At 73.1% G+C, this 22742-nt stretch carries 19 protein-coding genes; 9 read left to right on the forward strand and 10 right to left on the reverse strand.

Translation table 11 applies throughout. The features are described from left to right. Nucleotides 1–81 precede the first annotated feature (81 nt). Complete coding sequence (locus ABZ385_RS18700) at nucleotides 82–1494, forward strand: FG-GAP and VCBS repeat-containing protein (RefSeq protein ID WP_358588310.1); 1413 nt, start codon at nucleotides 82–84, stop codon at nucleotides 1492–1494. Between the two features lie 69 nt (nucleotides 1495–1563). On the opposite strand, the gene ABZ385_RS18705 is transcribed toward ABZ385_RS18700, so the two are convergent. Both ABZ385_RS18705 and ABZ385_RS18710 read right to left on the reverse strand, forming a co-directional pair. Further along, a complete protein-coding gene (locus ABZ385_RS18705; protein WP_358698517.1) occupies nucleotides 1564–4185 on the reverse strand; it encodes a bifunctional FO biosynthesis protein CofGH in 2622 nt (873 codons plus the stop codon). Nucleotides 4186–4248: 63 nt separating this feature from the next. Beyond that, nucleotides 4249–5112, reverse strand: a complete 864-nt coding sequence (locus ABZ385_RS18710) for a TIGR03619 family F420-dependent LLM class oxidoreductase (protein WP_358588314.1) — start codon at nucleotides 5110–5112, stop codon at nucleotides 4249–4251. A gap of 90 nt (nucleotides 5113–5202) precedes the next feature. On the opposite strand from ABZ385_RS18710, the gene ABZ385_RS18715 reads away from it, so the two are divergent. Both ABZ385_RS18715 and ABZ385_RS18720 read left to right on the forward strand, forming a co-directional pair. Further along, nucleotides 5203–5619, forward strand: a complete 417-nt coding sequence (locus tag ABZ385_RS18715) for an ankyrin repeat domain-containing protein (RefSeq protein WP_358588316.1) — start codon at nucleotides 5203–5205, stop codon at nucleotides 5617–5619. 183 nt (nucleotides 5620–5802) lie between these two features. Continuing rightward, nucleotides 5803–7350: a CehA/McbA family metallohydrolase gene (locus ABZ385_RS18720; protein WP_358912239.1), complete on the forward strand. Its 1548-nt coding sequence runs from the start codon at nucleotides 5803–5805 to the stop codon at nucleotides 7348–7350. A 54-nt stretch (nucleotides 7351–7404) separates the two neighbouring features. Here the strand turns inward: ABZ385_RS18720 and ABZ385_RS18725 are convergent, their stop codons facing one another. From ABZ385_RS18725 to ABZ385_RS18745, 5 genes are all read right to left on the reverse strand, one after another. Next, nucleotides 7405–8889 carry an aldehyde dehydrogenase family protein gene (locus ABZ385_RS18725; RefSeq protein WP_358588320.1) on the reverse strand — a complete coding sequence of 495 codons (1485 nt, stop codon included), beginning with the start codon at nucleotides 8887–8889 and terminating at the stop codon, nucleotides 7405–7407. Then, complete coding sequence (locus ABZ385_RS18730) at nucleotides 8886–10625, reverse strand: D-aminoacylase (RefSeq protein WP_358699530.1); 1740 nt, start codon at nucleotides 10623–10625, stop codon at nucleotides 8886–8888. Before ABZ385_RS18730 ends, ABZ385_RS18725 begins: the two co-directional genes overlap by 4 nt. Nucleotides 10626–10855: 230 nt before the next feature. Next, a complete protein-coding gene (locus ABZ385_RS18735) occupies nucleotides 10856–11983 on the reverse strand; it encodes an LLM class flavin-dependent oxidoreductase (RefSeq protein ID WP_358699529.1) in 1128 nt (375 codons plus the stop codon). 148 nt (nucleotides 11984–12131) lie between these two features. After that, nucleotides 12132–12941, reverse strand: coding sequence for a glucose 1-dehydrogenase (locus ABZ385_RS18740; RefSeq protein WP_358588326.1), 810 nt, complete (start codon nucleotides 12939–12941; stop codon nucleotides 12132–12134). A 41-nt stretch (nucleotides 12942–12982) separates the two neighbouring features. Beyond that, a complete protein-coding gene (locus tag ABZ385_RS18745) occupies nucleotides 12983–13891 on the reverse strand; it encodes a TIGR03619 family F420-dependent LLM class oxidoreductase (protein WP_358912259.1) in 909 nt (302 codons plus the stop codon). Between the two features lie 187 nt (nucleotides 13892–14078). Here ABZ385_RS18745 and ABZ385_RS18750 point away from each other — a divergent pair, with 187 nt between their 5' ends. Both ABZ385_RS18750 and ABZ385_RS18755 read left to right on the forward strand, forming a co-directional pair. Next, nucleotides 14079–14420, forward strand: a complete 342-nt coding sequence (locus tag ABZ385_RS18750) for a PadR family transcriptional regulator (RefSeq protein ID WP_358912241.1) — start codon at nucleotides 14079–14081, stop codon at nucleotides 14418–14420. Next, a complete protein-coding gene (locus ABZ385_RS18755) occupies nucleotides 14413–15366 on the forward strand; it encodes a hypothetical protein (RefSeq protein ID WP_358912243.1) in 954 nt (317 codons plus the stop codon). Before ABZ385_RS18750 ends, ABZ385_RS18755 begins: the two co-directional genes overlap by 8 nt. A gap of 89 nt (nucleotides 15367–15455) precedes the next feature. On the opposite strand, the gene ABZ385_RS18760 is transcribed toward ABZ385_RS18755, so the two are convergent. Next, nucleotides 15456–16703 carry an amidohydrolase family protein gene (locus ABZ385_RS18760; protein ID WP_358912244.1) on the reverse strand — a complete coding sequence of 416 codons (1248 nt, stop codon included), beginning with the start codon at nucleotides 16701–16703 and terminating at the stop codon, nucleotides 15456–15458. Between the two features lie 302 nt (nucleotides 16704–17005). Between ABZ385_RS18760 and ABZ385_RS18765 the strand changes: the two genes are divergently transcribed. From ABZ385_RS18765 to ABZ385_RS18775, 3 genes are all read left to right on the forward strand, one after another. Beyond that, nucleotides 17006–19981, forward strand: a complete 2976-nt coding sequence (locus ABZ385_RS18765; RefSeq protein ID WP_358912246.1) for a BTAD domain-containing putative transcriptional regulator — start codon at nucleotides 17006–17008, stop codon at nucleotides 19979–19981. A gap of 205 nt (nucleotides 19982–20186) precedes the next feature. Continuing rightward, entirely contained in the window at nucleotides 20187–20363 is a 177-nt protein-coding gene (locus ABZ385_RS18770) for a sigma-like protein (protein ID WP_358580316.1), read from the forward strand. Between the two features lie 217 nt (nucleotides 20364–20580). Next, on the forward strand, nucleotides 20581–20754 hold the full coding sequence (locus ABZ385_RS18775; protein ID WP_358580318.1) for a hypothetical protein: 174 nt from the start codon (nucleotides 20581–20583) through the stop codon (nucleotides 20752–20754). A 35-nt stretch (nucleotides 20755–20789) separates the two neighbouring features. Here the strand turns inward: ABZ385_RS18775 and ABZ385_RS18780 are convergent, their stop codons facing one another. Continuing rightward, nucleotides 20790–21662 (reverse strand): hypothetical protein, encoded by an 873-nt coding sequence (locus ABZ385_RS18780; protein ID WP_358697987.1) that lies wholly within the window; start codon nucleotides 21660–21662, stop codon nucleotides 20790–20792. Between the two features lie 75 nt (nucleotides 21663–21737). On the opposite strand from ABZ385_RS18780, the gene ABZ385_RS18785 reads away from it, so the two are divergent. Beyond that, entirely contained in the window at nucleotides 21738–22334 is a 597-nt protein-coding gene (locus ABZ385_RS18785) for a hypothetical protein (RefSeq protein WP_358912248.1), read from the forward strand. A gap of 70 nt (nucleotides 22335–22404) precedes the next feature. On the opposite strand, the gene ABZ385_RS18790 is transcribed toward ABZ385_RS18785, so the two are convergent. Further along, nucleotides 22405–22740 (reverse strand): hypothetical protein, encoded by a 336-nt coding sequence (locus ABZ385_RS18790; protein WP_358580325.1) that lies wholly within the window; start codon nucleotides 22738–22740, stop codon nucleotides 22405–22407. Nucleotides 22741–22742 lie beyond the last annotated feature (2 nt).

Below are 22742 nucleotides of genomic sequence, written 5' to 3' on the forward strand. Positions count from 1 at the left end.
TCTCCCGCCTCCCTCTCCCCGTACCCCTCCCGTCATTTACGTCTTTTTGTCTGTCCTCTTGTCTTTCCTTTTGGAGAACCCATGCGACGCTCCCTCACGGCCGCTCTCGCGGTGACCACGCTCGTCACGCCCCTCGTGCTCGTCGCCTCCGCGGGCGCCGCCTCGGCCGCCCCGGCGGCGCCCCGCACGCCGCTCGTCGACTTCAACCACGACGGGTACGCCGACCTCGCGATCTCCTCCGTCGGCGGCTACGAGGGCACGACGCCCGGCAAGGTGACGGTCGTCCTCGGCTCGGCGTCCGGCCCCGACACCGCGCACGCCAAGACGTTCGGCCGCGCCACTCCCGGCGTGCCCGGCGAGCCGCAGAACGGCGGGCGGTTCGGGCAGGAGACGGCCGCAGCCGACCTCGACGGCGACCAGTACACCGACCTCGTCGTCAACGGCTACGACGGCAAGGCCGTCGTCCTGTGGGGCTCGGCCTCGGGCCTGTCCGGCCAGGGCAGCGCCGAGCTGCCCTGGAACGGCGGGCACGTCACCGCGGGCGACTTCAACGGCGACGGCAAGCGCGACCTGGTCACGGTCGACTTCCCGAGCAGCGACGACCCGGACAACGACGACCAGGGCATGCTCATCTCCTACGGCCCCTTCACGCGCGACGGCAAGGCGGCGAGCACCCAGGCGGTCGCCACGAGCCGGACCTTCGGCCCCGGCGGCTTCGTCACGGGCGACGTCACGGGCGACGGCGCCGACGACATCGTCACCAACCACGGGTTCGAGGAGATGGCGTACGGCAGCAAGTTCTGGGCCGGCGGCAAGGACGGCGTGAACACCACCCCGAAGCCGCTCGCGGCCTCCGTCGGCGGCGCCATCGCGGACGTCGACAAGGACGGCTACGGCGACCTGATCGTCCGCGACATCGGCGGTAACTTCGAGGACATGCCGTACCAGAAGGGCACGATCCTCATCAAGTACGGCACGGCGGACGGCCCTTCGTCGACCCGCACGGCGAAGATCACGCAGGACACGGCGGGCGTGCCCGGCGTCGGTGAGGACGGCGACGAGTTCGGCGCCGCCATCAGCGCGGGCGACGTCAACGGCGACGGCTACGCGGACGTGGCCGTCGGCGTCCCCGGCGAGGACATCGAGTCCGTCAAGGACGCCGGCAGCACCGTGCTGCTCAAGGGCTCCCGCACCGGTCTGACCGGCACGGGCGCCCAGGCCTTCCAGCAGTCCACCACCGGGGTCCCCGGCGCCTCGGAGAAGAACGACAGGTTCGGCGGCCAGGTCCTGCTGTCCGACACCAACAAGGACGGCAAGGCCGACCTGACGGTGAGCGCCCAGCTGGAGGACGGCACCTACGCCGACTCGGGCGCCGTGTGGCACCTGCGCGGCGCGGCGAGCGGCCTGACGGTCACCGGCATCACGTCGTTCGGCCCGAAGACGGTGGGCCTGCCGGAGAACCGCGTGGAGTTCGGCGGCTTCCTGACCCGCTAGTCGGCCGGGCGGGAGATCCCGTCCGCCGGGCGGCGCGCGGAAGCCCTCCGCGTGCCGTCCGGCGGGACGTCAGTCCACCAGGGGCAGCAGCTCCGGCAGGTGCCCGTCGGAGGCCCGCGCGGCACGCCGGCGCTCCTCGGGGACCTCGCCGTAGAGCGTCGTACGCGGCTTCGCGGGCCGACCGGCCGCCTCCGCGATGGCCGTCAGGTCCTCGACGGAGCGGTACGAGCCGTAGCTGGAGCCCGCCATCCGCGAAATGGTCTCCTCCATCAGCGTGCCGCCGAGGTCGTTCGCGCCGGACCTGAGCATCTCGGCGGCGCCCTCCTGGCCGAGCTTCACCCAGCTGGTCTGGATGTTGGGGATGTGCGGGTGCAGCAGGATCCGCGCCATGGCCGTGACGGCGCGGTTGTCGCGGGTGGTCGGGCCCGGCCGGGCGATGCCGGCCAGGTAGACGGGCGCGTTCGTGTGGATGAAGGGCAGCGTCACGAACTCCGTGAAGCCGGCGACGTTCTTGGCCAGCGCCCGCTGCTGGACGGCGGCCAGCGTGCGGAAGTGGCCGAGCCAGTGGCGCGGCTGGTCCACGTGGCCGTACATCATGGTGGACGAGGAGCGGATGCCCAGCTCGTGCGCGGTCTCGATGACCTCGATCCAGGTGGCCGTCGGCAGCTTGCCCTTGGTGAGGATCCAGCGCACCTCGTCGTCCAGGATCTCGGCGGCCGTGCCCGGGATGGAGTCCAGGCCCGCCTCCTTGGCGGCGGTGAGCCACTCCCGTATCGACAGGCCGGTGCGGGTCGCGCCGTTGACGACCTCCATCGGCGAGAAGGCGTGCACGTGCATGCCCGGCACGCGCTCCTTCACGGCGCGCGCGATGTCGAAGTAGGCGGTGCCCGGCAGGTCGGGGTGGATGCCGCCCTGCATGCACACCTCGACGGCCCCGACGTCCCAGGCCTGGGCGGCCCGGTCGGCGACCTGGTCCAGGGAGAGGGTGTAGGCGTCGGCGTCCGTCCTGCGCTGGGCGAAGGCGCAGAAGCGGCAGCCGGTGTAGCAGACGTTGGTGAAGTTGATGTTGCGGGTGACGATGTACGTGACGTCGTCGCCGTTGACCGTCTTGCGGATGTCGTCCGCGACGGCGCACAGGGCGTCCAGCGCGGGCCCGTCGGCGTGCAGCAGCGCCAGCGCCTCGTCGTCGGTGAGCCGGGTCGGGTCGTCGGCGGCCGTGGCGAGGGCGGCGCGCACGTCGCCGTCGATGCGGGACGGGACGCCTTCCCGCTGCCTGGCGTCAGCTACTTGCTCGCGCAGCGCCTCCCAGTCGCCGTACACCTCGTCGAAGTCGTCGCGCCGGTCGGTGGTGCGGCCGGTGGTGTCGATGGTGCGGTGCAGGTCGGTGCGGCCGGAGGCGGCGACGTACCCCTCGTCGGGCTCCTGCCAGGGCCGGCCCTCGACGGTGGCGTCCGGGCGGGCCAGGCCCGTGTCGGGGTCGGCGAGGGCCCGCAGGTGCGGCAGCAGGCGCGGGTCCAGCCAGGGCTCGCCGCGCAGCACGAACTCCGGGTACACGCAGAGCCGTTCGGCGAGGGTGAAGCCCGCCGCCGCGGACCGCTCGGTCAGCTCCTCGATGCGGGGCCAGGGCTTCTCGGGGTTGACGTGGTCGATGGTGACCGGCGAGACACCGCCCCAGTCGTCGATGCCGGCGGCGATCAGCCGCTCGTACTCGCCCGCGATGAGGTTCGGCGGGGCCTGGATGTTGCCGGCCGGGCCCATGATGTGCCGGGCGACGGCGATGGTGGCGACCAGGTCGTCGATCTCGGCGTCGGGCATGCCGCGCATCGCCGTGTCCGGCTTGGCGCGGAAGTTCTGGATGATCAGCTCCTGGACGCCGTGGTACGAGCGGGCCACGCGGCGCAGCGCGAACAGCGACTCGGCACGCTCCTCGTACGTCTCGCCGATCCCGATGAGCAGTCCGCTCGTGAACGGCACCGACGAGCGCCCGGCGTCCTCCAGGACGCGCAGCCGGACGGCCGGCTCCTTGTCGGGCGAGCCGAAGTGCGGCTGCCCCGGCTCGCTCCACAACCGCTCGGAGGTGGTCTCCAGCATCATGCCCATGCTGGGCGCGACCGGCTTGAGCCGCTGGAAGTCCGTCCAGGTCAGGACGCCCGGGTTGAGGTGCGGGAGCAGGCCCGTCTCCTCCAGGATGCGGATGGAGATGGCGCGGACGTAGGCGAGGGTGTCGTCGTACCCCTCGGCCTCCAGCCACTCGCGGGCCTCGGGCCAGCGGTCCTCCGGCTTGTCGCCGAGGGTGATCAGGGCCTCCTTGCAGCCCAGTTCGGCGCCACGCCGCGCGATGTCGAGGACCTCGTCGGGGGACATGAACATGCCGTGGCCCTCGCGCCGCAGCTTGCCGGGCACCGTCACGAAGGTGCAGTAATGGCACTTGTCGCGGCACAGCCGGGTGAGCGGGATGAACACGCTCTTCGAGTACGTGATGACGCCGGGCCGGCCGGCCGCCGCGAGGCCCGCGTCCCGTACCCGCGCCGCGGACGCCGTCAGGTCGTCCAGATCCGCGCCGCGCGCCTGGAGCAGGACGGCGGCCTCCCCCACGTCCAGGGCGACGCCGTCCCTGGCCCGCCTGAGCGCGCGGCGCATGGCGTTCGCGGTGGGTCGGTCGGCCTCGTCGGGCTGCGCGCTGTTGGTCATGTCTCCGAGCATACGAGCGAGAACACCTGACCTGTGCAGATACTTCCGATCACCCCAGCGCCGTCACGGACGCACGTGGCGCCGCGCCGCGTCGAGCGCCGCGCACACCTCCGCCTCGCCGGCCGCGGGCAGCTGCACGATCACCTCGTCCACCCCCAGCTCGGCCCAGTGCGCGAGCTTGCCCGCGTCGGGGGCGACGCCGGTCAGCGCCACGTACAGGTCGTCCGGCTCGCGTCCCGCGTCCGCCCACACCGCGCGCAGGACGGGCAGCGCCCGGCCCAGCCCGGAGCCGCCGACGGGCATCCAGCCGTCGGCGTACTCCGCGATGTGCGCGAAGAGCCCGGGGCCCGCGGCGCCGCCGATGAGGGTGCGCGGCCCGTACAGCGGCCCCTTCCCCGGCCGTTTGCGGGGCGCCCGGCGGGGCTTGGGGTGGGCCTCGCTGGGCCGCACGGAGCCGAACTCCCCCTCGTACGGGGTCGGCTGGTCCGCCCAGAGCGCCCGCATGAGCGCCATGCGGTCGCGTACGACGGCCCGCCGCCTCGGCCACTGGACCCCGTGGTCCTCGGCCTCCTCGCGGTTCCAGCCGTAGCCGATGCCGAGGGTGAGGCGGCCCGCGCAGAGGTGGTCGAGGGTCGCCACCTGCTTGGCGAGGTCGATGGGGTCGTGCTGGGCGACCAGGGCGATGTTCGTGCCGAGCGTGAGCCGCCGGGTGACGGCGGCGGCCTGGGCGAGGGCGAGGAAGGGGCTGAGCATGCGGGCGCACTCGGGCGGCAGCTCGCCGCCCGGACAGGGGGTTTCGCGGGGGACGGGGAGGTGGGTGTGCTCGGGGAGGTACAGGCCGTGGAATCCGCGGCCCTCCAGTTCCCGGGCCAGGCGCACCGGGCCGATGGTGGCGTCGGTCATGTACAGCGTCGCGGAGATGCGCACGGGTGCCTCCGGGGGTCGGTGCTTCCTCGGCACTTCCTATCCCCGGAAAGTCGGTTGGTCCATGGCCGCGCCCTCATTACCGTGGCGCCGGTGAACCGACGCCGCCAGAAGAAGCTGACCCACCGCCTGGTGTACGCCGCGCTGCTCGGCGACACCGGAGCCGTGGCCGCCCTCCTGCGCACCGGGGTCGACCCGCGCCTGCCGAACGCCGAGGGCACGCTGCCCCTGTACGCGGCCTCGGTGCACGGCGAGGCGGAAGCCGTGCGGCTGCTGCTGCGGGCGGGCGCGGAACCCGACGCCGAGAGCGGCCACGGCGGCGAGGGCACCCCGCTGTGCGGCGCCGCCTGCTGGGGCCACGCCGACGCCGTACGCGAACTCCTCGCCCACGGCGCCGACCCCGCCCTCCGCGAGGACCACGGCACGGGCCACACCCCGCTGCACTGGGCCCGGCTCGGCCCGCACCCGGAGACGGAGGCACTGCTGTTGGCAGCGGGCGCCACCGGGTGAAGGCCGCCGGGGGCCCAGGGAGGGACGGGGCCGCTGTCCCGGAGAGGGTGCCGGTGGGCGGAACCTTTCGTGGCCACCGGGTGGAAATACGTCAATCTCCTTCCCTTGCCGCGCAGTTCACGGCTCAATACCAGGGTTGCCCGCACCACTCACGTCACCATCGACACCCCGGGGAGCCGCCGCATGTGCGAGGACGTCGTGCACGAGGGACCGAACAGGCGCGCACTGTTCGTGACGGGAGCCGCCGCCGCTCTCACGCTGAACGGCGTGGGTTTCGCGAGCGGCGCCGAGCGCGGGGCCGCCGGCGGGGTGGCGGGCCGGGCGCCGGGGAGCACGGAGACGCGCACGGTGCGCGGCACACTGCCCGTCGGGGCGCCGGACTTCGTGTACCTGCCGGTCGAGATCCCCGCCGGGGTCGCCGAGCTGCGCGTCGCCTACAGCTACCAGAAGCCGCCCGTCCCCGCCGGGACGCAGGGCAACGCCCTGGACATCGGCGTCTTCGACGAGCGCGGCACCGGCCTCGGCGGCGAGGGCTTCCGGGGCTGGTCCGGCGGCGCCCGCACCGAGTTCTTCCTGCGCGCCGACGACGCGACGCCCGGCTACATCCCGGGCCGCATCCGCCCCGGCACCTGGCACATCGCCCTCGGCCCGTACACGGTCGCCCCCGAGGGCCTCCCCTACGAGGTGACGATCACCCTCACCTACGGGGCGCCCGGCAGGACCCCGAGGCCCGGCTATCCGCCCGAGCGCGCCAAGGGGCGTGGCCGCGCCTGGTACCGGGGCGACTGCCATCTGCACTCCGTGCACTCCGACGGCCGCCGCACCCCCGCCGAGATCGCCGCGCTCGCCCGCGCCGCCGGTCTCGACTTCATCAACAGCTCGGAGCACAACACCCACTCCGCGCACGCCCACTGGGCCGAGCACGCCGGGGACGACCTGCTGATCATGCTCGGCGAGGAGGTCACCACCCGCAACGGCCACGTGGTCGCCCTCGGCACGGACCCGGGCACGTTCATCGACTGGCGCTACCGCGCCCGCGACAACCGCTTCGGCAGGTACGCGCGGAAGGTACGGGACGCGGGCGGCCTCGTCGTGCCCGCCCACCCGCACGCCACCTGCGTCGGCTGCAACTGGAAGTTCGGCTTCGGCGAGGCGGACGCCGTGGAGGTGTGGAACGGCGCGTACACCCCGGACGACGAGGTGTCCCTGGCCGACTGGGACAGCATGCTCGTCGCCTCCGTGCGCGGTGGCCGGCCGTGGATCCCGGCGATGGGCAACAGCGACGCGCACCGCGACCCGGACCGGATCGGCGGCCCGCAGACGGTCGTCCTGGCCGACGACCTGACCCGCGCGGCCATCCAGGAGGGCCTGCGCAGGGGCCGTTCCTACGTGGCCGAGTCGAAGGCGGTGGAGCTGGCGTTCTCGGCGGCGGGCGGCCGGGGCGCGCACGCGGGCATCGGCGGCCGCCTCGCCGTCGACCGCGACACCCCCGTCACGGTCCGCCTGGACGTCAAGGGCGCCCCGGGCGGCACGGTCCGCATCGTCACCGACCAGGGCGTCCTGCACACCAGCGCCCCGCTGCCGGAGTCCGGTACGGGCACGGTGGAGTGGCGCACGACCCCGTCGTACGCGGCGTACGTCCGGGCGGAGGTCCGCCATCCGGCGACGGCCCCGAACCTGCCGGGCCCGCTGACGGCCTTCACGAACCCGATCTTCCTGGGCCGCTCCTGACCGGCCCCGGGACCCTGACAGGGCCGCCGGCCGGGGGCTCTGTCGGGGCGGTGCTCAGCCGGGCCAGACGATCGACTGGAGCTCGCTGTAGGCGTGCAGCGCGTACGAGCCGACGTCGCGGCCCACGCCGCTCTTCTTGAAGCCGCCGAACGGTGCCTCCATGTTGCGGGCGACCGTGTTGACCCCGACGCCGCCCGCCCGCAGGCGGCCCGCGACACGGAAGGCGCGGGCCACGTCGCCGGACCAGACGTAGTCGATGAGCCCGTAGTCGCTGTCGTCGGCGAGGGCGAGGGCCGCCTCCTCGGCGGCCTGCGGGGTGGCCCCCTCGAAGGGGACGACCACGACGACCGGGCCGAAGATCTCCTCCCGGACGACCCGCATGTCCGGCGTGCAGTCGGCGAGCAGCGTGGGCGCCACGTAGAAGCCCTTGCCGAGGCCGGGCCCGGCGGGGCGTTCGCCGCCCGTGACGACCCGGGCGCCCTCCTCGCGGCCGATCCGCACGTACGACTCGATCCGGTCGCGGTGCGCGGCGGAGATGACGGGCCCGACGACCGTGTCCGGCGCGCGCGGGTCCCCGACCTTCAGGCGGCCGGCGTATCCGGCCAGCATCTCCACCAGCCGCTCGTACACCCCGCGCTCGGCCAGGACGCGGGTGGGCGCGGTGCAGATCTGGCCGCTGTAGAAGGAGAAGGTGGTGCCGATCCCGGCGACCGCCGCCGTCAGGTCGGCGTCGGCGAAGACGATCGCCGCGCCCTTGCCGCCCAGCTCCATCAGCTGCCGTTTCATGTGCCGCCCGCACACCTCCCCGATGCGCTGCCCGACGGCCGTCGACCCGGTGAAGCTGACCATGTCGACGTGGGGGGAGCCGACGGCGGCCTCGCCGACGGCCGCGTCCGTGCCGCAGACGACGTTGACGACCCCCGGCGGGACCCCTGCCTCCGCCAGCGCGGCCGCCATCCGGAAGACGGACAGGGGGTCCTGCGGGGCCGGCTTGACCACGACGGTGTTGCCCATGGCGAGCGCGGGCGCGACCTTGCCCGCCGGGTTCGCCCAGGGGTTGTTGTACGACGTGACGCAGGTGACGACCCCGACGGGCCGCCGCACCGCGACCGCGCCCGTCACCCCGGCCCTCCCCATCGGCCCCGCCTCGCTGAGCTGTGGCGGAAGTCCGCTCTCCACCGGCTCCAGGGCGCCTTTCGCGTACCGCTCGAAGCGGGCCGCCGCCACCGCGACCTGCATGCCCCGGGCGGTGGCGGTCGTCGCGCCGGTCTCGGCCCGGGCGAGATCCGCGTACGGGACGAGGTCGCGCCGGATGATGGCGGCCGCGCGGGACAGGACGGCGGCCCGCTCCCGCGGCGGCGTGCGGGACCAGCCCGCGAAGGTGGCACGGGCCGCCGAGGCGGCGTCCTCGGCCTGCGCGCGGCTCGCCTCGGGCGCGAGGCCGACGACCTCCCCGGTCGCCGGGTCGATCACCTCGTAGTGCCCGCCGTCGGGCTCCACCCACTCACCGCCGACGAACAAACGCTGCGCGTCGCTCACTTGGTGCTCACCGTCCTGGTGTCCCGCCCGGAGCGCAGCACCCTGCCGGGCACGGCGCCGGTGACGGCGTCCTCGCGGATGACCTCGACGCCGTTGACCCACACCGCGTCGACGCCGATCGCCCGGGAGTCCAGGCGGGGGCTTTCGCCGGGCAGGTCGTGGACGAGGGTGGCCTTCCCCGCGTCGATCCGCTCGGGGTCGAAGAGGACCAGGTCGGCGTGGTGGCCCTCGGCGATCCGGCCGCGCTCGCGCAGTCCGAGGAGCCGCGCGGGATCGTCGGTGAGCATCTTCACGGCCTGTTCGAGCCCGACCAGCTCGCGCCCGCGCAGGCAGTCCCCGAGGAACCGGGTCGTGTACGGCGCCCCGCACATGCGGTCCAGGTGCGCCCCGGCGTCCGAGCCGCCCAGCAGGACGTCCTCGTGCTCCCAGGTCCGGGCGCGCAGGGCCCAGGAGTCGGGGTCGTTGTCGGCGGGCATCGGCCACAGCACCGTACGCAGGTCGTCGTGGGCGCAGATCTCCACGATGCACTCGAAGGGTTCCTGGCCGCGTTCGGCGGCGATGTCGGCGACGACCCGCCCGGTGAGGCCGTCGTTCGCCGGGGAGTACGTGTCGCCGATGACGTACCGGTCGAAGCGGGCCAGGCGCCGGAAGACGCCGGCCTCCTTGCTGTCCGCGCGCCGCAGCATCCCGGCGCGCACCCCGGGGTCGCGGAGCCGCGCGATCCGCTCGGGCACGGGCAGAGCGAGGACGTCGCCCCAGCCGGGGATGAGGTTGAGGGCGCAGAACGTGCCGAGCGACATGTTCATCGGGGTGAGGATCGGCATGGTGAGGGCGACGACGCGGCCGCCGGCCCGGCGGGCGCGCTCGCTCGGCACGAGCTGGCGGGGCACGCGTTCGGGGACGGCGGCGTCGATGGTGAGGACGTTCCAGTTCAGGGGCCGCCCGGCGGCGACGCTCATCTCCACCAGCAGGTCGATCTCGTCGTCCCCGAACTGGTCCAGGCACCCGGCGACGATCGCCTCCAGCTGCGTGCCCTCGTGCTCGGCGACGGCCCGGGACAGGGCGAGCAGCTCGGCGGGCCGCGCGTACCGGGACGCCACGGGCCGCCCGTCGCCGTCGGAGTGGGTGGCGGACTGCGTGGTGGAAAGGCCCCAGGCGCCGGCGTCCATCGCGTCGTGGAGGAGGTCGAGCATCTGCCGCAGCTGGTCGGGGGTCGGCTGCCCGCCGACGGCGTCCGCGCCCATCACGTACCGCCGCAGGGCGCAGTGCCCCACCATGAATCCGGCGTTGACGGCGATCCGCCCCTCCAGGGCGTCCAGGTACTCCCCGAAGGAACTCCACGTCCAGGGCGCGCCCTCCTCCAGCGCGACCAGCGACATGCCCTCGACCTTCGCCATCATCCGCCGCGTGTAGTCGGCGTCCTCGGGCCGCGCGGGATGCAGCGGCGCGAGCGTGAACCCGCAGTTGCCGCCGGCGACGGTCGTCACGCCGTGGTTGAGGGACGGCGTCGCGTACGGGTCCCAGAACAGCTGGGCGTCATAGTGCGTGTGCGGATCGACGAACCCCGGCGCGAGCACCCGCCCCCGGGCGTCCTCGCTCGTCACGGCCGGCTCGGTGCCGGTGCCGGGTGCGGTGATGACGGCGATGCGGCCGTCCCGGATACCGACGTCGCCGGCGAAGGCGGGGGCGCCGGTCCCGTCCACGACGGTGGCCCCCTTGATGAGGTGGTCGAGCATGACGGAACGTCCCCTTCCGGAGAGCGGAATGGTCAACGCACACCCGGCGCGAGCGGGTCGAGAGCCCGGACCGGCGGAATTCCAGCCCGTCCGGCGTTTGAGGACGAGCCCGAAGGGCGATGGGGGGGTCCGGGGCGCAGCCCCGCGTCGGCGACAAGAGCCCCCGCCCAGGCCCGGCAGGGCCCCGGCCTCCGTCCGGGAGAGGAGGCCGGGGCGGCTGAAGGGCGTCCTCAGGAAGAAGCCGCCGCCCGGAACCGGGAGGTCCGATGCACGGGATCCGTGTCGATCTTGGGAATGACATGCTCCCCGATCAGCCGGATCGTGCTCTTCGTGTCCTCGGGCGAGACCCCGATGGGAAGCCCGAAGCTGAGCTGATCGGCCCCGGCCTGCTCCCACCGCTTGCACTGCCGGAAGACCTCGTCCGGGTCGCCGCAGATCATCAGCTCCTCGGCGATGAGCAGCTCGATGATCTCCTCGCTGTAGGCGGGCAGCAGCTCGGGCCACCGGGGGATGCCCTCGGGCCGGGGGAACGTGTCGTGGTAGCGGAAGAGCAGCGACTGGAGGTAGTTGAGCCCGCCGCCGACGGCGATCTCGACGGCCTTGGCGTGCGTCTCGGCGCAGATGGCCGTGGAGGTCACCATGACGTTGTCGTTGACGAAGTCCCCGACCGCCTCGGCGTCCTTGACGGCGTTCTTGTAGGACTCCACGACCCACTCCATGTCGGAGACCTTCTGCACACTGAAGCCGAGCACGCCGAGGCCCTTCCTCCCCGCCATCGCGTACGAGGAGGGGGACCCGGCGGCGTACCACATGGCGGGGTGCGACTTCCCGTACGGCTTGGGCAGGATCTTGCGGGGCGGCAGCGACCAGTGCTTGCCCCGGAAGCCGGCGTACTCGTCCTGGAGCCACATCTTGGGGAACTCGGCGATGGTCTCTTCCCAGATCTCCTTGGTGTGGTTCATGTCGGTGATGCCCGGCATGAACCCGAGGATCTCGTGCGAGCCGGCGCCGCGTCCGGTGCCGAACTCGAAGCGCCCCTCGGAGAGGTGGTCGAGCATGGCGACCTTCTCGGCGACCTTCACGGGGTGGTTGACGGGCGCGAGCGGGTTGAAGATGCCCGATCCGAGGTGGATGCGGTCGGTGGCGTGGGCGAGGTAGCCGAGGTAGACGTCGTTGGCGGAGAGGTGGGAGTACTCCTCCAGGAAGTGGTGTTCGGAGGCCCAGGCGTACTTGAAGCCGGCCTTGTCGGCCTCGATGACGTACTCGGTCTCCTCGATGAGCGCCTTGTGCTCCGCTTCGGGGTCGACCCTGGCCCGCGCGGCGGGCACGTATCCCTGTACAAAGAGACCGAATTCCAAGGAGGTTCACCGTCCTCGTGAGGTCTGGCGGTCGCGGCGGCAACGCTTTCTGACGCCCCGTCAGTTCAGGATGCGTCGACTGTTCCACCCACCCCTCGGACCGTCAAGACCTGACGGGCCGTCACCTACTGGGCGGGACCCTCGCGGCTCAGAGGACGCTGACGCCCGCCAGCCAGCCGCCGTCGACGACGAAGGGCTGGCCGGTGATGTACGAGGAGTCCTCGCCGGTGAGGAAGAGCGCGAGGGCCGCGATCTCCTGGGGCGTGCCGATCCGCCCCATCGGCACCAGCTTCCGGTACAGCTCGGCGACCGCGCCCCTCGCTGCCTCGGGGTCGGCGCCCGGATCGAGCTGGGCGGGGTTGGTCATGGCCGTGTCGACCGCCCCCGGGCAGACGGCGTTGACGCGGATCCTGCGCGAGGCCAGCTCCAGCGCGGCGACCCGGGTCAGCCCGAGGACGGCGTGCTTGGTGGCGGCGTACGCGCCGACGTACGCCATGCCGGTGAGCGCCGCGTAGGACGCGGTGTTCACGATGGTGCCGCCGCCGGCGTCCGCGATCTCGGGGGCGACGGTGCGGATGCCGAGGAAGCAGCCGATCTGGTTGACCTGGATGATCTGCTGGAACTCCGCCAGGGGCGTGGCGAGGAGTTCGTTGAAGCGGAGGATGCCCGCGTTGTTGACGAGCCCGTCGACCTTGCCGAAGGCGTTCTTGGCGGTGGCCACGGCGGCCTGCCAGTCCTCTTCGCGGCCCACGTCGAGATGGACGTAGAGCGCGCCGCCCTTCCCGTCCCGCACCCCGGCGTCCGCGCCGATCTCCTTGACGAGGGCCTCGCCCTGCGAGTCGAGCACGTCGGCGACGACGACCTTGGCGCCCTCGGCGGCGAACAGCCGCGCCTCCTGCTCGCCCTGCCCGCGTGCCGCGCCGGTCACGATGATCACGCGGTCGTCCAGCTTGCCCATGGGAACGCTCCTCGGTCGGTGGAGTGGGTGGGGCGGTGCGCTCACGCGTCGAGGTGCGGGGCCACGTCGGCGGCGAACGCCCGCATCTGGTCGGTGAGTTCGGCGCGACTGCGGCTGCGGAAGCGGACCTGGATCTGGTCGACGCCCATCGCCGCGTACGCGCGCAGCGACTCCGCGAGGGCGTCCGGCCCGCCGTGGAGCGTCCGGCGGCCGACGGACCAGCTCGGTGCCCCGACGTACAGGGGCTCGGTGATCGCGCCGACGACGATCGGCTCCTCGATGCCCGCCTCCTCCCGCAGCCGCCGGAGCCGGGCGATCCGCGCGGGCAGCTCGGGGCGCGGGTCGCCCTGCGGCAGCCAGCCGTCGCCCCGGATCGCCGCGCGGCGGACGGCGGCGGGCGAGGAGCCGCCGACCCACACGGGGACGCGGCGCTGCGCGGGGCGGGGCAGCTGGCCGAGGTCGCCGAAGTCGTAGCGGGGGCCGTGGTGTTCCGGATACGGCTCCGGGCCGAGCGCGGCCCTCAGGGCGTCGATCGTCTCGTCCAGCAGCGGCCCGCGCCGCGCGAAGTCGACGCCGAGGGCGGCGAACTCCTCCGGCACGTGCCCCGCCCCGACCCCGAGGATCAGGCGGCCGCCGCCGAGGTGGTCCAGGGTCGCGTACTGCTTGGCGGTGACGAGGGGGTGGCGCAGGCCCACGACGGCCACGTGGCTCAGCAGGCGGACGTGCTCGGTGACGGCGGCGAGGTGGGCGAGGGTCGCGACGGGGTCGTACCAGATCAGGCCCATGCCGTCGGCGAGCCGGCGGGGCACGGCGACGTGATCGCAGCAGGCGACATAGGCGAAGCCGGCGCGGTCCGCCGTCCGGGCGATCTCGATCAGGTCACCCGGGGTGGCGCCGGCCTCCCACGCCTCGGCGTAGAGGGAACTCTGCGACTGGACGGGCAGCTGCATTCCGTACGCGACCACTGGCCCCACACCCCCACCTCGCCCCGGCGGCACGGCACGCGCCGGGGAGGACCCATGGTCGTAGCTGACGCCTCGTCAGACAAGGGCCCCGGGGAGCCCCTGCCCGCCTTTCGGCACACGGGCCCACACACCGGGGGAGACATTAGTGTGCGCCGCACAGTATTGTGTCCTCGTGGGCACCGATGAACTGATTCTCAGCCAGGCCCAGGAGCTGCGTCGCGGCACGGTCGTCCTGGCCTGCCTGGCCCTCCTGGAGGAGCCGCGGTACGGCTACGCACTCCTGGAAACGCTCGGCGGAGCCGGGATCGCCGTCGATGGCAACACCCTCTATCCGCTGCTGCGCCGCCTGGAGAAGCAAGGACTGCTCATGAGCGAGTGGAACACCAATGAGTCCAGACCGCGCAAGTTCTACCGGATCAGCCCCGAGGGCGTCCGGGTCCGTACCGGACTGCTCCGCGAGTGGCAGGACCTCGGCGCCTCGATATCACGACTGACAAGGGGGATCGTTGAGTAAGTCGCACGCGCTCGGGACCAGCACGTTGACCGACCGTTACGTGGAGGAGGTCGTCCGGCGCATCCCGGCCGGCCGGCGCGGTGACGTGGCCGACGAGCTGCGCGCCACCATCCTCGACACCGTCGAGGCCCGTGGCCCCGCCGACCAGGAAACCGCCGAGCGCGAGGTGCTCACGGAGATGGGCGACCCGATCCGGCTGGCCGCCCGGTACGCGGACCGGCCGTTCGCACTGATCGGGCCCGGCCTATACCCGACGTACATACGACTCCTCACGGTCCTGCTGTCCACCGTGCTGCCTGCGGTCACCGCCATGAACGCGGTGCTTGACGTGCTGGACGGCCGGGGAGTCGGCGAGGTGATCGGCGGGGCCGTCGGGACGGTGCTCTCTGTCGGCACCCAGATGGTCGCCTGGCTCACCGTGGTGTTCGCCCTGATCGAACGGTCCGACAAGCGGGCCGGTGCGCTCGACGGAACCTGGACACCCGACGACCTGCCCAAGCAGCGCCTGCCGAAGAAACGCGGGGCGGCGGCCTACGCCGGAGTGGCGTGGCACGCGCTGCTGATCGCCCTGATCGTCTGGCAGCACACCGCGCAGCCCTACCGGACCGACGACGGCACCCGCCTCGACGTGTTCGACGCGGGCCTGTGGTCCGGCTGGATCTGGCCGATCCTCGCCGGGCTCGCCGGCCTCGTCGTGCTCGACGCGATCCGGGCGGTGCGGGTGTGGACGCGTTCACTGGCGACCTGGAGCACCGTCGCCCAGGCGGCCTTCACGCTGCCGCTGGCGTGGATCCTGCATCGGCAGGAACTCTTCGACCCGGTCTTCCTGTCGGACGTCAACGGCGGGTGGCACACCCCGCAGTTCGTCCCCACCGCGGCGGCGGTGGGAGTCCTCGCGGTGGGCGCGGGTGAGGTGGTGAAACGTTTCCGTGAGGCGCGGGACTGAGTGAGCGGCAGCTTCCGGTATCCCCCTCCGCACGGGACGTTGAGATACGCGAGAGGAGTTCACAGAACACCGCACCGGGGCGGGCGGCGTCACGCCCCCGCCCACAACCCCGCCGGCGTCAGACCGAGCAGCTCGATCGCGTTGCCCCGGACGATGCGGTCCACCACGTCCGGAGCCAGGTGGCCCATCTGGGCCTGGCCCACCTCCCGGGACTTCGGCCACGTGGAGTCGGAGTGCGGGTAGTCCGTCTCGTAGAGCACGTTCCCGACACCGATCGAATCCAGGTTCCGCAGGCCGAAGGCGTCGTCGAAGAAGCATCCGTACACGTGCTCGGCGAACAGTTCGGACGGCGGCCGGTGGACCTTGTCGGCGATCCCGCCCCACCCCCGGTTCTCCTCCCACACCACGTCCGCGCGCTCCAGGACGTAGGGGATCCAGCCGATCTGGCCTTCCGCGTACATCACCCGCAGGTTCGGGAAGCGCTCGAACTTGCCGCTCAGCAGCCAGTCGACCATCGAGAAGCAGCAGTTGGCGAAGGTGATCGTGGAGCCGACCGCCGGCGGCGCGTCCGCCGAGGTCGACGGCATCCTGCTGGAGGAGCCGATGTGCATGGCGACGACGGTCCCGGTCTCGTCGCACGCCGCGAGGAAGGGGTCCCACGCGTCGGTGTGGATCGACGGCAGCCCCAGGTGCGGCGGGATCTCGGAGAAGGCGACCGCCCGCACCCCGCGCGCGGCGTTGCGCCGCACCTCGGCGGCGGCCAGCCCGGCGTCCCACAGGGGGATCAGGGTGAGCGGTATGAGGCGGCCGTGGGCCTCGGGGCCGCACCACTCCTCGACCATCCAGTCGTTGTACGCGCGCACCCCGAGGAGCCCCAGTTCGCGGTCGGCGGCCTCGGTGAACGTCTGCCCGCAAAAGCGCGGGAAGGTGGGGAAGCACAGGGCGGACTGGACGTGGTTGACGTCCATGTCGGCGAGGCGGTCGGGCACGCTGAAGGACCCCGGGCGCATCTGCTCGTAGGTGATGACCTCCAGTTTGATCTCGTCCCGGTCGTACCCGACGGCCGTGTCGAGGCGGGTGAGCGGCCGGTGCAGGTCCTCGTACACCCACCAGTCCCCGACGGGCCCCTCGTCCCCCTTCTCCCCCATGACCGGGGCGAATCTGCCGCCCAGGAAGGTCATCTCCCTCAGCGGGGCGCGGACGACCCGTGGGCCGGTGTCCCGGTACCTGGCCGGCAGCCGGTCCCGCCAGACGTGCGGGGGTTCGACGGTGTGGTCGTCCACCGAGATGATCCTCGGGAAGCTCGCCGCGCTGTCCGCGCTCTCCATCGTCTCCATGCGGCTTACGGTAGCGCCGAACTGACGGTCCGTCAGCTGCCCGGTTCCGGGTCGCCCACGCCTCCTTGGGGTACCCGCGTCACGCGGGACGCCGTGCGAGGACCCTGTGAGAGCCGTCTCCCACGGCTGACGCATCCGCCGTGGACAAGGCAAACTGGCGGGGTGCACGACCGAGGCACGGCCCGGACCCGCCACAGGCGCCGCACGGGCACGGCCGAGGGCATGACCGAACGAGGCACGACGCGGGCAGGGCAGGCCCGCGACCGGCAGGATCTGGGAACGGCAGGGCGGCAGGGGGAGCGATGGTCGATGTACCGCGAGTACCGGAGCAGTGGCGTCCGGCCTCGGGGAACATCCCCGAGGGGCGGACCGAGGGGCACCCCGAGGTCCGGGCACCACACTTCACCGTGCTCGGACCGGTGCGGGCCTGGCACGGCACGGAGCAGCTCCCGACCGGCTCACCACAGCAGCGGGCCCTCCTCGCGGCCCTCCTGCTGCGGGACGGCCGCACGGCCACGGCCTCGGAGCTGATCGACGCCCTGTGGGGCGAGGAGTCACCCTCCCAGGCACTGGCGGCGGTCCGTACGTACGCGTCGCGGCTGCGCAAGGTGCTGCCCCCCGGAGTTCTCGTCAGCGAATCCGGCGGGTACGCCCTCCAGGTCGCCGACGGCGCCCTGGACCTGGCCGTGGCGGAGGACCTCTGGGCGGCGGCCGAGAAGGCGCGCGGCGTCGGTGACCTGGGCACGGCGCGCACCCTGGTGAACAAGGCACTCGCCCTGTGGGACGGCGAACCGCTCGCCGGCGTGCCCGGACCGTACGCCGACACCCAGCGCACCCGCCTCGACGAGTGGCGACTGCAACTGATCGAATCGCGCCTCGACATGGACCTGGAGGTCGGCTGCCACGCGGAGGCCGTCTCCGAGCTGACGGCCCTGACGGCCGCCCACCCGCTGCGCGAGCGGCTGCGCGAACTGCTGATGCTGGCCCTCTACCGCAGCGGCCGCCAGGCCGAGGCCCTCGCGGTCTACGCGGACACGCGGCGGCTGCTCGCCGACGAGCTGGGCGTGGACCCGCGCCCCGGCCTCAAGGACCTCCAGCAGCGCATCCTCCGGGCCGACCCGGCCCTCACCGAGCCCTCGGCCGCCGCCCCGGAACCGGCGGCCGCCGTGGTCCGCCCGGCCCAGCTGCCCGCGACCGTCCCCGACTTCACGGGCCGCGCCTCCTTCGTGAGCGAGCTGAGCGACATCCTCTCCGCCGCCGAGGGCCGCGTGATGGCGGTCTCCGCGCTCGCGGGCATCGGCGGCGTCGGCAAGACGACCCTCGCCGTCCACGTCGCGCACGTGGCCCGCGCCCACTTCCCCGACGGCCAGCTCTACATCGACCTCCAGGGCGCCGGCGCGCGGGCGGCGGAGCCGGAGACCGTCCTCGGCGCGTTCCTGCGGGCCCTCGGCACCCCCGACTCCGCGATCCCGGACACCCTGGAGGAGCGCGCCGCCCTCTACCGCTCCGTCCTCGACGGCCGCCGCGTCCTGGTCCTCCTGGACAACGCGCGCGACGCCGCGCAGGTACGTCCCCTGCTGCCCGGCATGGAGGGCTGCGCGGCCCTGGTCACCAGCCGGGTCCGCATGGTCGACCTGGCCGGCGCGCACCTGGTGGACCTCGACGTGATGTCCCCCGAGGAGGCGCTGCTCCTGTTCACCCGCATCGTCGGCGAGGAGCGGGTCACCTCGGAGCGGGAAGCGGCCCTCGACGTCGTCGCGGCCTGCGGCTTTTTGCCGCTCGCCATCCGCATCGCCGCCTCGCGCCTCGCGGCGCGCCGCACCTGGACCGTCTCCACCCTCGCGGCGAAGCTCGCGGACGAGCGGCGCCGCCTGGACGAGCTCCAGGCGGGCGACCTCGCCGTCAAGGCCACCTTCGAGCTCGGCTACGGCCAGCTGGAGCCCTCCCAGGCCCGCGCCTTCCGCCTGCTCGGCCTCGCCGACGGCCCCGACCTCTCCCTCGCCGCCGCCGCGGCCGTCCTCGACCTGCCCCCGGAGGAGACGGAGGACCTCCTCGAATCCCTGGTCGACACCTCCCTGGTCGAATCGGCCGCCCCCGGCCGCTACCGCTACCACGACCTCGTACGTCTTTACGCACGCGCGTGCGCCGAACGCGACGAACAGCCGCCGAGCGAGCGGGACGCGGCGATGTCGCGGCTGCTGGACTTCTACCTGGGGTCGGCGGCCCGGGTCTACGCCATCGAGCGCCCCGGCGACCGCACGGTGGACCACCTGGAGGTCACCGCCCGGGCCGGCCTCGACTTCACCGACAGCGGCCGCGCCTTCGACTGGCTGCACACGGAGGCGTCCTGCATCCTGGCGTGCGTCCAGCACTCGCTGGGCCAGGGCAGCCTGCGGCGCGCGGTGGACCTGCTGCTCGCCTCGAAGGACCTCGCGGAGTCGGGGGCCATCTCCTACCGGTACGAGATGGCGACGCGCGCCGCCTGCGAGGCGGCCGCCGAGGCGGGGGACGCGCTCGCCGAGGGCCGGGCCCGGGTGACGCTCGCCCAGGTGCTCAACAAGTACGGGCGCTTCGACGACGCCTCCGGCCAGCTGGAGCGGGCGGCCGCGCTCGCCGCGCGGTCCAAGGACCCCTGGACCACCGGCAACGCCCTGAACGAACAGGGCATCGTCAACAACTGCGTCAACCGGCCCGACGTGAGCGAGGTCCATCTGCGGAGCGCCATCGAGGTCTTCCGCGCGGACGGCAACCGCCACAGCGAGGCGAGCGCCCTGTGCAACCTGTCGCGGGCGCTCCTGGCGATGGGCCGCACCACCAGGTCGATCGAGCTGGCCCGGCAGGGCATCGCCGTCTACAGCGACCTCGGGGTCACCTACCGGCTGGCCAACGCCAAGTACGCCCTCGGCCTCGCCCTCAGCGACGCCGGCCACCGCGCGGACGCCCTGGACCAGCTGACCGACGCCCTGCAGATCTTCGCCACCAACCGCCAGCGCTTGTGGCAGGGCACGACGCACTACCGCGTCGCCCAGGTGCACCTGGCGGACCGGCGCGCGACACAGGCGGCCCAGCACGCCGAGCAGGCGCTCGCCATCGGCTGCGTCGGCGGTGAGTGGATGCGGGCCAACGTGCTGACCCTGCTGGGCGAGTCCCTCGTCAGCCTCGGGCAGTCGGACCGGGCCCAGGCCTGCTGGCGCGAGGCCCTGGCCATCCACGAGGAGGCGGGTGCCCCGGAGGCCGACCGGGTGCGGTTCCTGCTGGAGCCGTCCGCCTGCGCCTGACCCCGCTCGCGGCGGCGTTCATCGAACGTTTATGAGGAGCTGCCACTCTCAAGGAGTCGATCCGTCGCGTCGGGGGGCAGACGGGTCGCACGGGCCCTGCGGTTAAGGTGAGCGGCCCACTACGCCCGTTCGGCGATCCTCGGGGGAGTTGCCGAGCGGGCGTGGCTGTCCCGAAAGCCCCGCTCGGACGAAGGAGTTGTCGTACATGAGCGAGATCGACAAGAACATCGGTGTCACCACGATGGCGGAGGGCCACACACCCGCCCCGCCCAAGGACGGGGCCGTCACCACCCAGGGCGAGGGCCACACGCCCCTGCCGCCCAAGGACGGCGTCTTCACCACCCAGGGCGAGGGCCACACGCCGGTCCCGCCCCAGGGCTGACCCCACAGCTGCACATCCCGACGGGGGAACGATCGGCCGCGGCGGCGCGGAGGGGAAGCCGCCGCGGCCGACGCATGCCCGGGGTGCCGGGCCCCTCCGGGCCCGCGTCGCGCTTTCGGGCGTGCCACGCCGCCCCGCCGCCGGAAGCGAACGTTCGGCCGCCTCGTCAGTAGGGTCCCCTGCTGTTGGAAGTCCCCGCCCCACCCGAGGAGTTGGAATGACCCGTAGCAAGAAGTTCCTCGTCGCTCTCGCCCTGGCGGCCGCCGCCACCGGCGTGGCGGCCTCGCCGGCGCTCGCCGACAGCCATACGCCGTCCGTCACCCTCGGCGACAGCCACACGCCGTCCGTGCCGCTCGGTGACGGCCACACGCCGTCGGGCCCGCGGACCTGATCCGCCCGCCCCCGAGGGGGCCGACGGGGCCGGGCTCACCGCTCGGCCCCGTTCACCAGGCGCCGCAGCGAGTCCTTGACGGCCGCCACGAAGGACTCCCGCGTCGCCTCGTCCAGCAGGTCCAGGGACAGGTACGGGTTGAGGTCCTCCAGTTCGACCAGGAGCAGCTCGCCGGTCGGGGTGCGGCAGGCATCCACGCGCTGGATGCCGTGGTCGATCGCGTTCCAGTCGACGAAGCGCTGCGCGAAGGCGAGGTCGGCGGGGGTGGGGGCGTAGCGCTCCAGGTGCCAGCGCTTGCCGGGGGCGGGGGCGTGGAGCGCGTACTGGAAGGCGCGGTCGACGAAGTAGAACGACACCTCGTACGTGAAGTCGACGCGGGGCTGGATCAGCAGGTCGCGGCGGCCGGGGGGCAGCGCCGCGAGCGCCCGCTTCGGCAGGAACTCCAGGCCTATCGAGTCCGCGCCCTGTTTCGGCTTGACCGCGTAGGTGTCCGCGTCCGGGAGCCGGTCGAGGTCCCGGGGGTCGTCGACGGTGGGGATGACGGGGAGGCCGGCGGCGGTGAGGTCGAGGAGGTACTGCTTGCCGACCATGTCGGCCTTGCCGGTGAGCTGGTTGTACACGCGTGCCCCGGCGCGCGCCGCGCGGGCGGTGAAGTCGTCCCACCGGTCCTGGTAGTGCAGGACGGGCCCGCTGTTGCGGACCATGACCGCGTCGAAGGCGGACGTCTCCATCAGGGCGGCCGCGTCCAGGGGGTGGCACAGGGCCACGTCGAAGGCCTCGCGGAGCCGGGCGGTGAGATGGATGTCCTCGTCGCAGTAGCGGCGGCCCTTGGCCTGGTAGGCGAGGTCCGTGACGAACAGGAGCCGGGGGCGGGGGCGGGTGGACCGGGCGGGGCGCTCTGAGTGCATCCGATGATCGTCGCAGAGGGTTCGTGTCACGGCGGGGGCGTCGGGGCGTATGTGCGTCATGGCAGAGTCATGCACATGCTGACCACATCGACGCACCGACGCCATCTCGCCCTGGCCGCAGCTCTGTTGGCGGCCGCGCTGCCTCTGACCGCCTGCCGCGACGAGAAGCGGACGGACGCCGCCCCGGCCGCGCCCCGCGACACCGCCGCCCCCTCGGCGCCGGGCGCCTCCCCCTACGTGGAACCCGGAGCGGCGGACGGCGCCCCGCACTACGGCGAGAACAGCGCCCCACGGCGCCCCGGCGACATGTCCGCCGCCGACGAGCGGACCGCGCGGGCCGAGGCCGCCCGCATGGCACCCGTCCTGAAGCGGCTCTGGCGGCAACGGAAGTGGGACCTGGACAGCGTGCGCGCCACGCTCACCGACAGCCTCGGGTACAAGCCGCGCGAGACGACCCACGCGGGCAAGCTGCTCGGCGGCGAGCTGGAGGTGAGGGAGATGTACCAGCGCTACGAGGGCGACGACTACGTGACCCCCGAGGGCGCGATGATCGGCCTCTACATCGGTGACGACGCCTGCGTCACCGCCTACGTCCAGAAAACCAACTACGGCGCCAGAGCAAACGGCCGCTTCAAGGAAACAGGCTGCCTGGAACCACCCATCGGCCACTGACCCGTAGCCCGCGGTCATGGCACGCGAAGCCCCGCCGAGCGGCGGTGTCCCGGAGCCCGTCAGCGCCCTCTCAGTGCTTGTCGTGCTCGCGCAGTACGGCCCGCCTCCGGTGATAGAGCGGACCCGCCGCGAAAGCCGCGTGCGCGGATGAGGGCGCCGCCTCTTCGATCACGTGCTGAGCGGCTGCCTTGACCGCCGCTCCCCACGCGAGGACGTGCTGTCGGGCGGTGCGCCCACACTGCTGCGGCTCCCCGGGCAGACACAGCGGCAACGACGGACCGAGCTGATTCGCCGCGTGCCGCAGGTAGCGCGCGATGGCGGCCCATTCTTCGTCGGTGCGGTCTGCCGCCGGGTCCGGAACGGTGTCCCCGACCCATGCGCCGTACTCGTCGCCGTGGTCGTCCATGG

Origin of the sequence: Streptomyces sp. NPDC005898 (assembly GCF_040629635.1) — a bacterium.
In the GTDB taxonomy this organism is placed as follows: domain Bacteria; phylum Actinomycetota; class Actinomycetes; order Streptomycetales; family Streptomycetaceae; genus Streptomyces.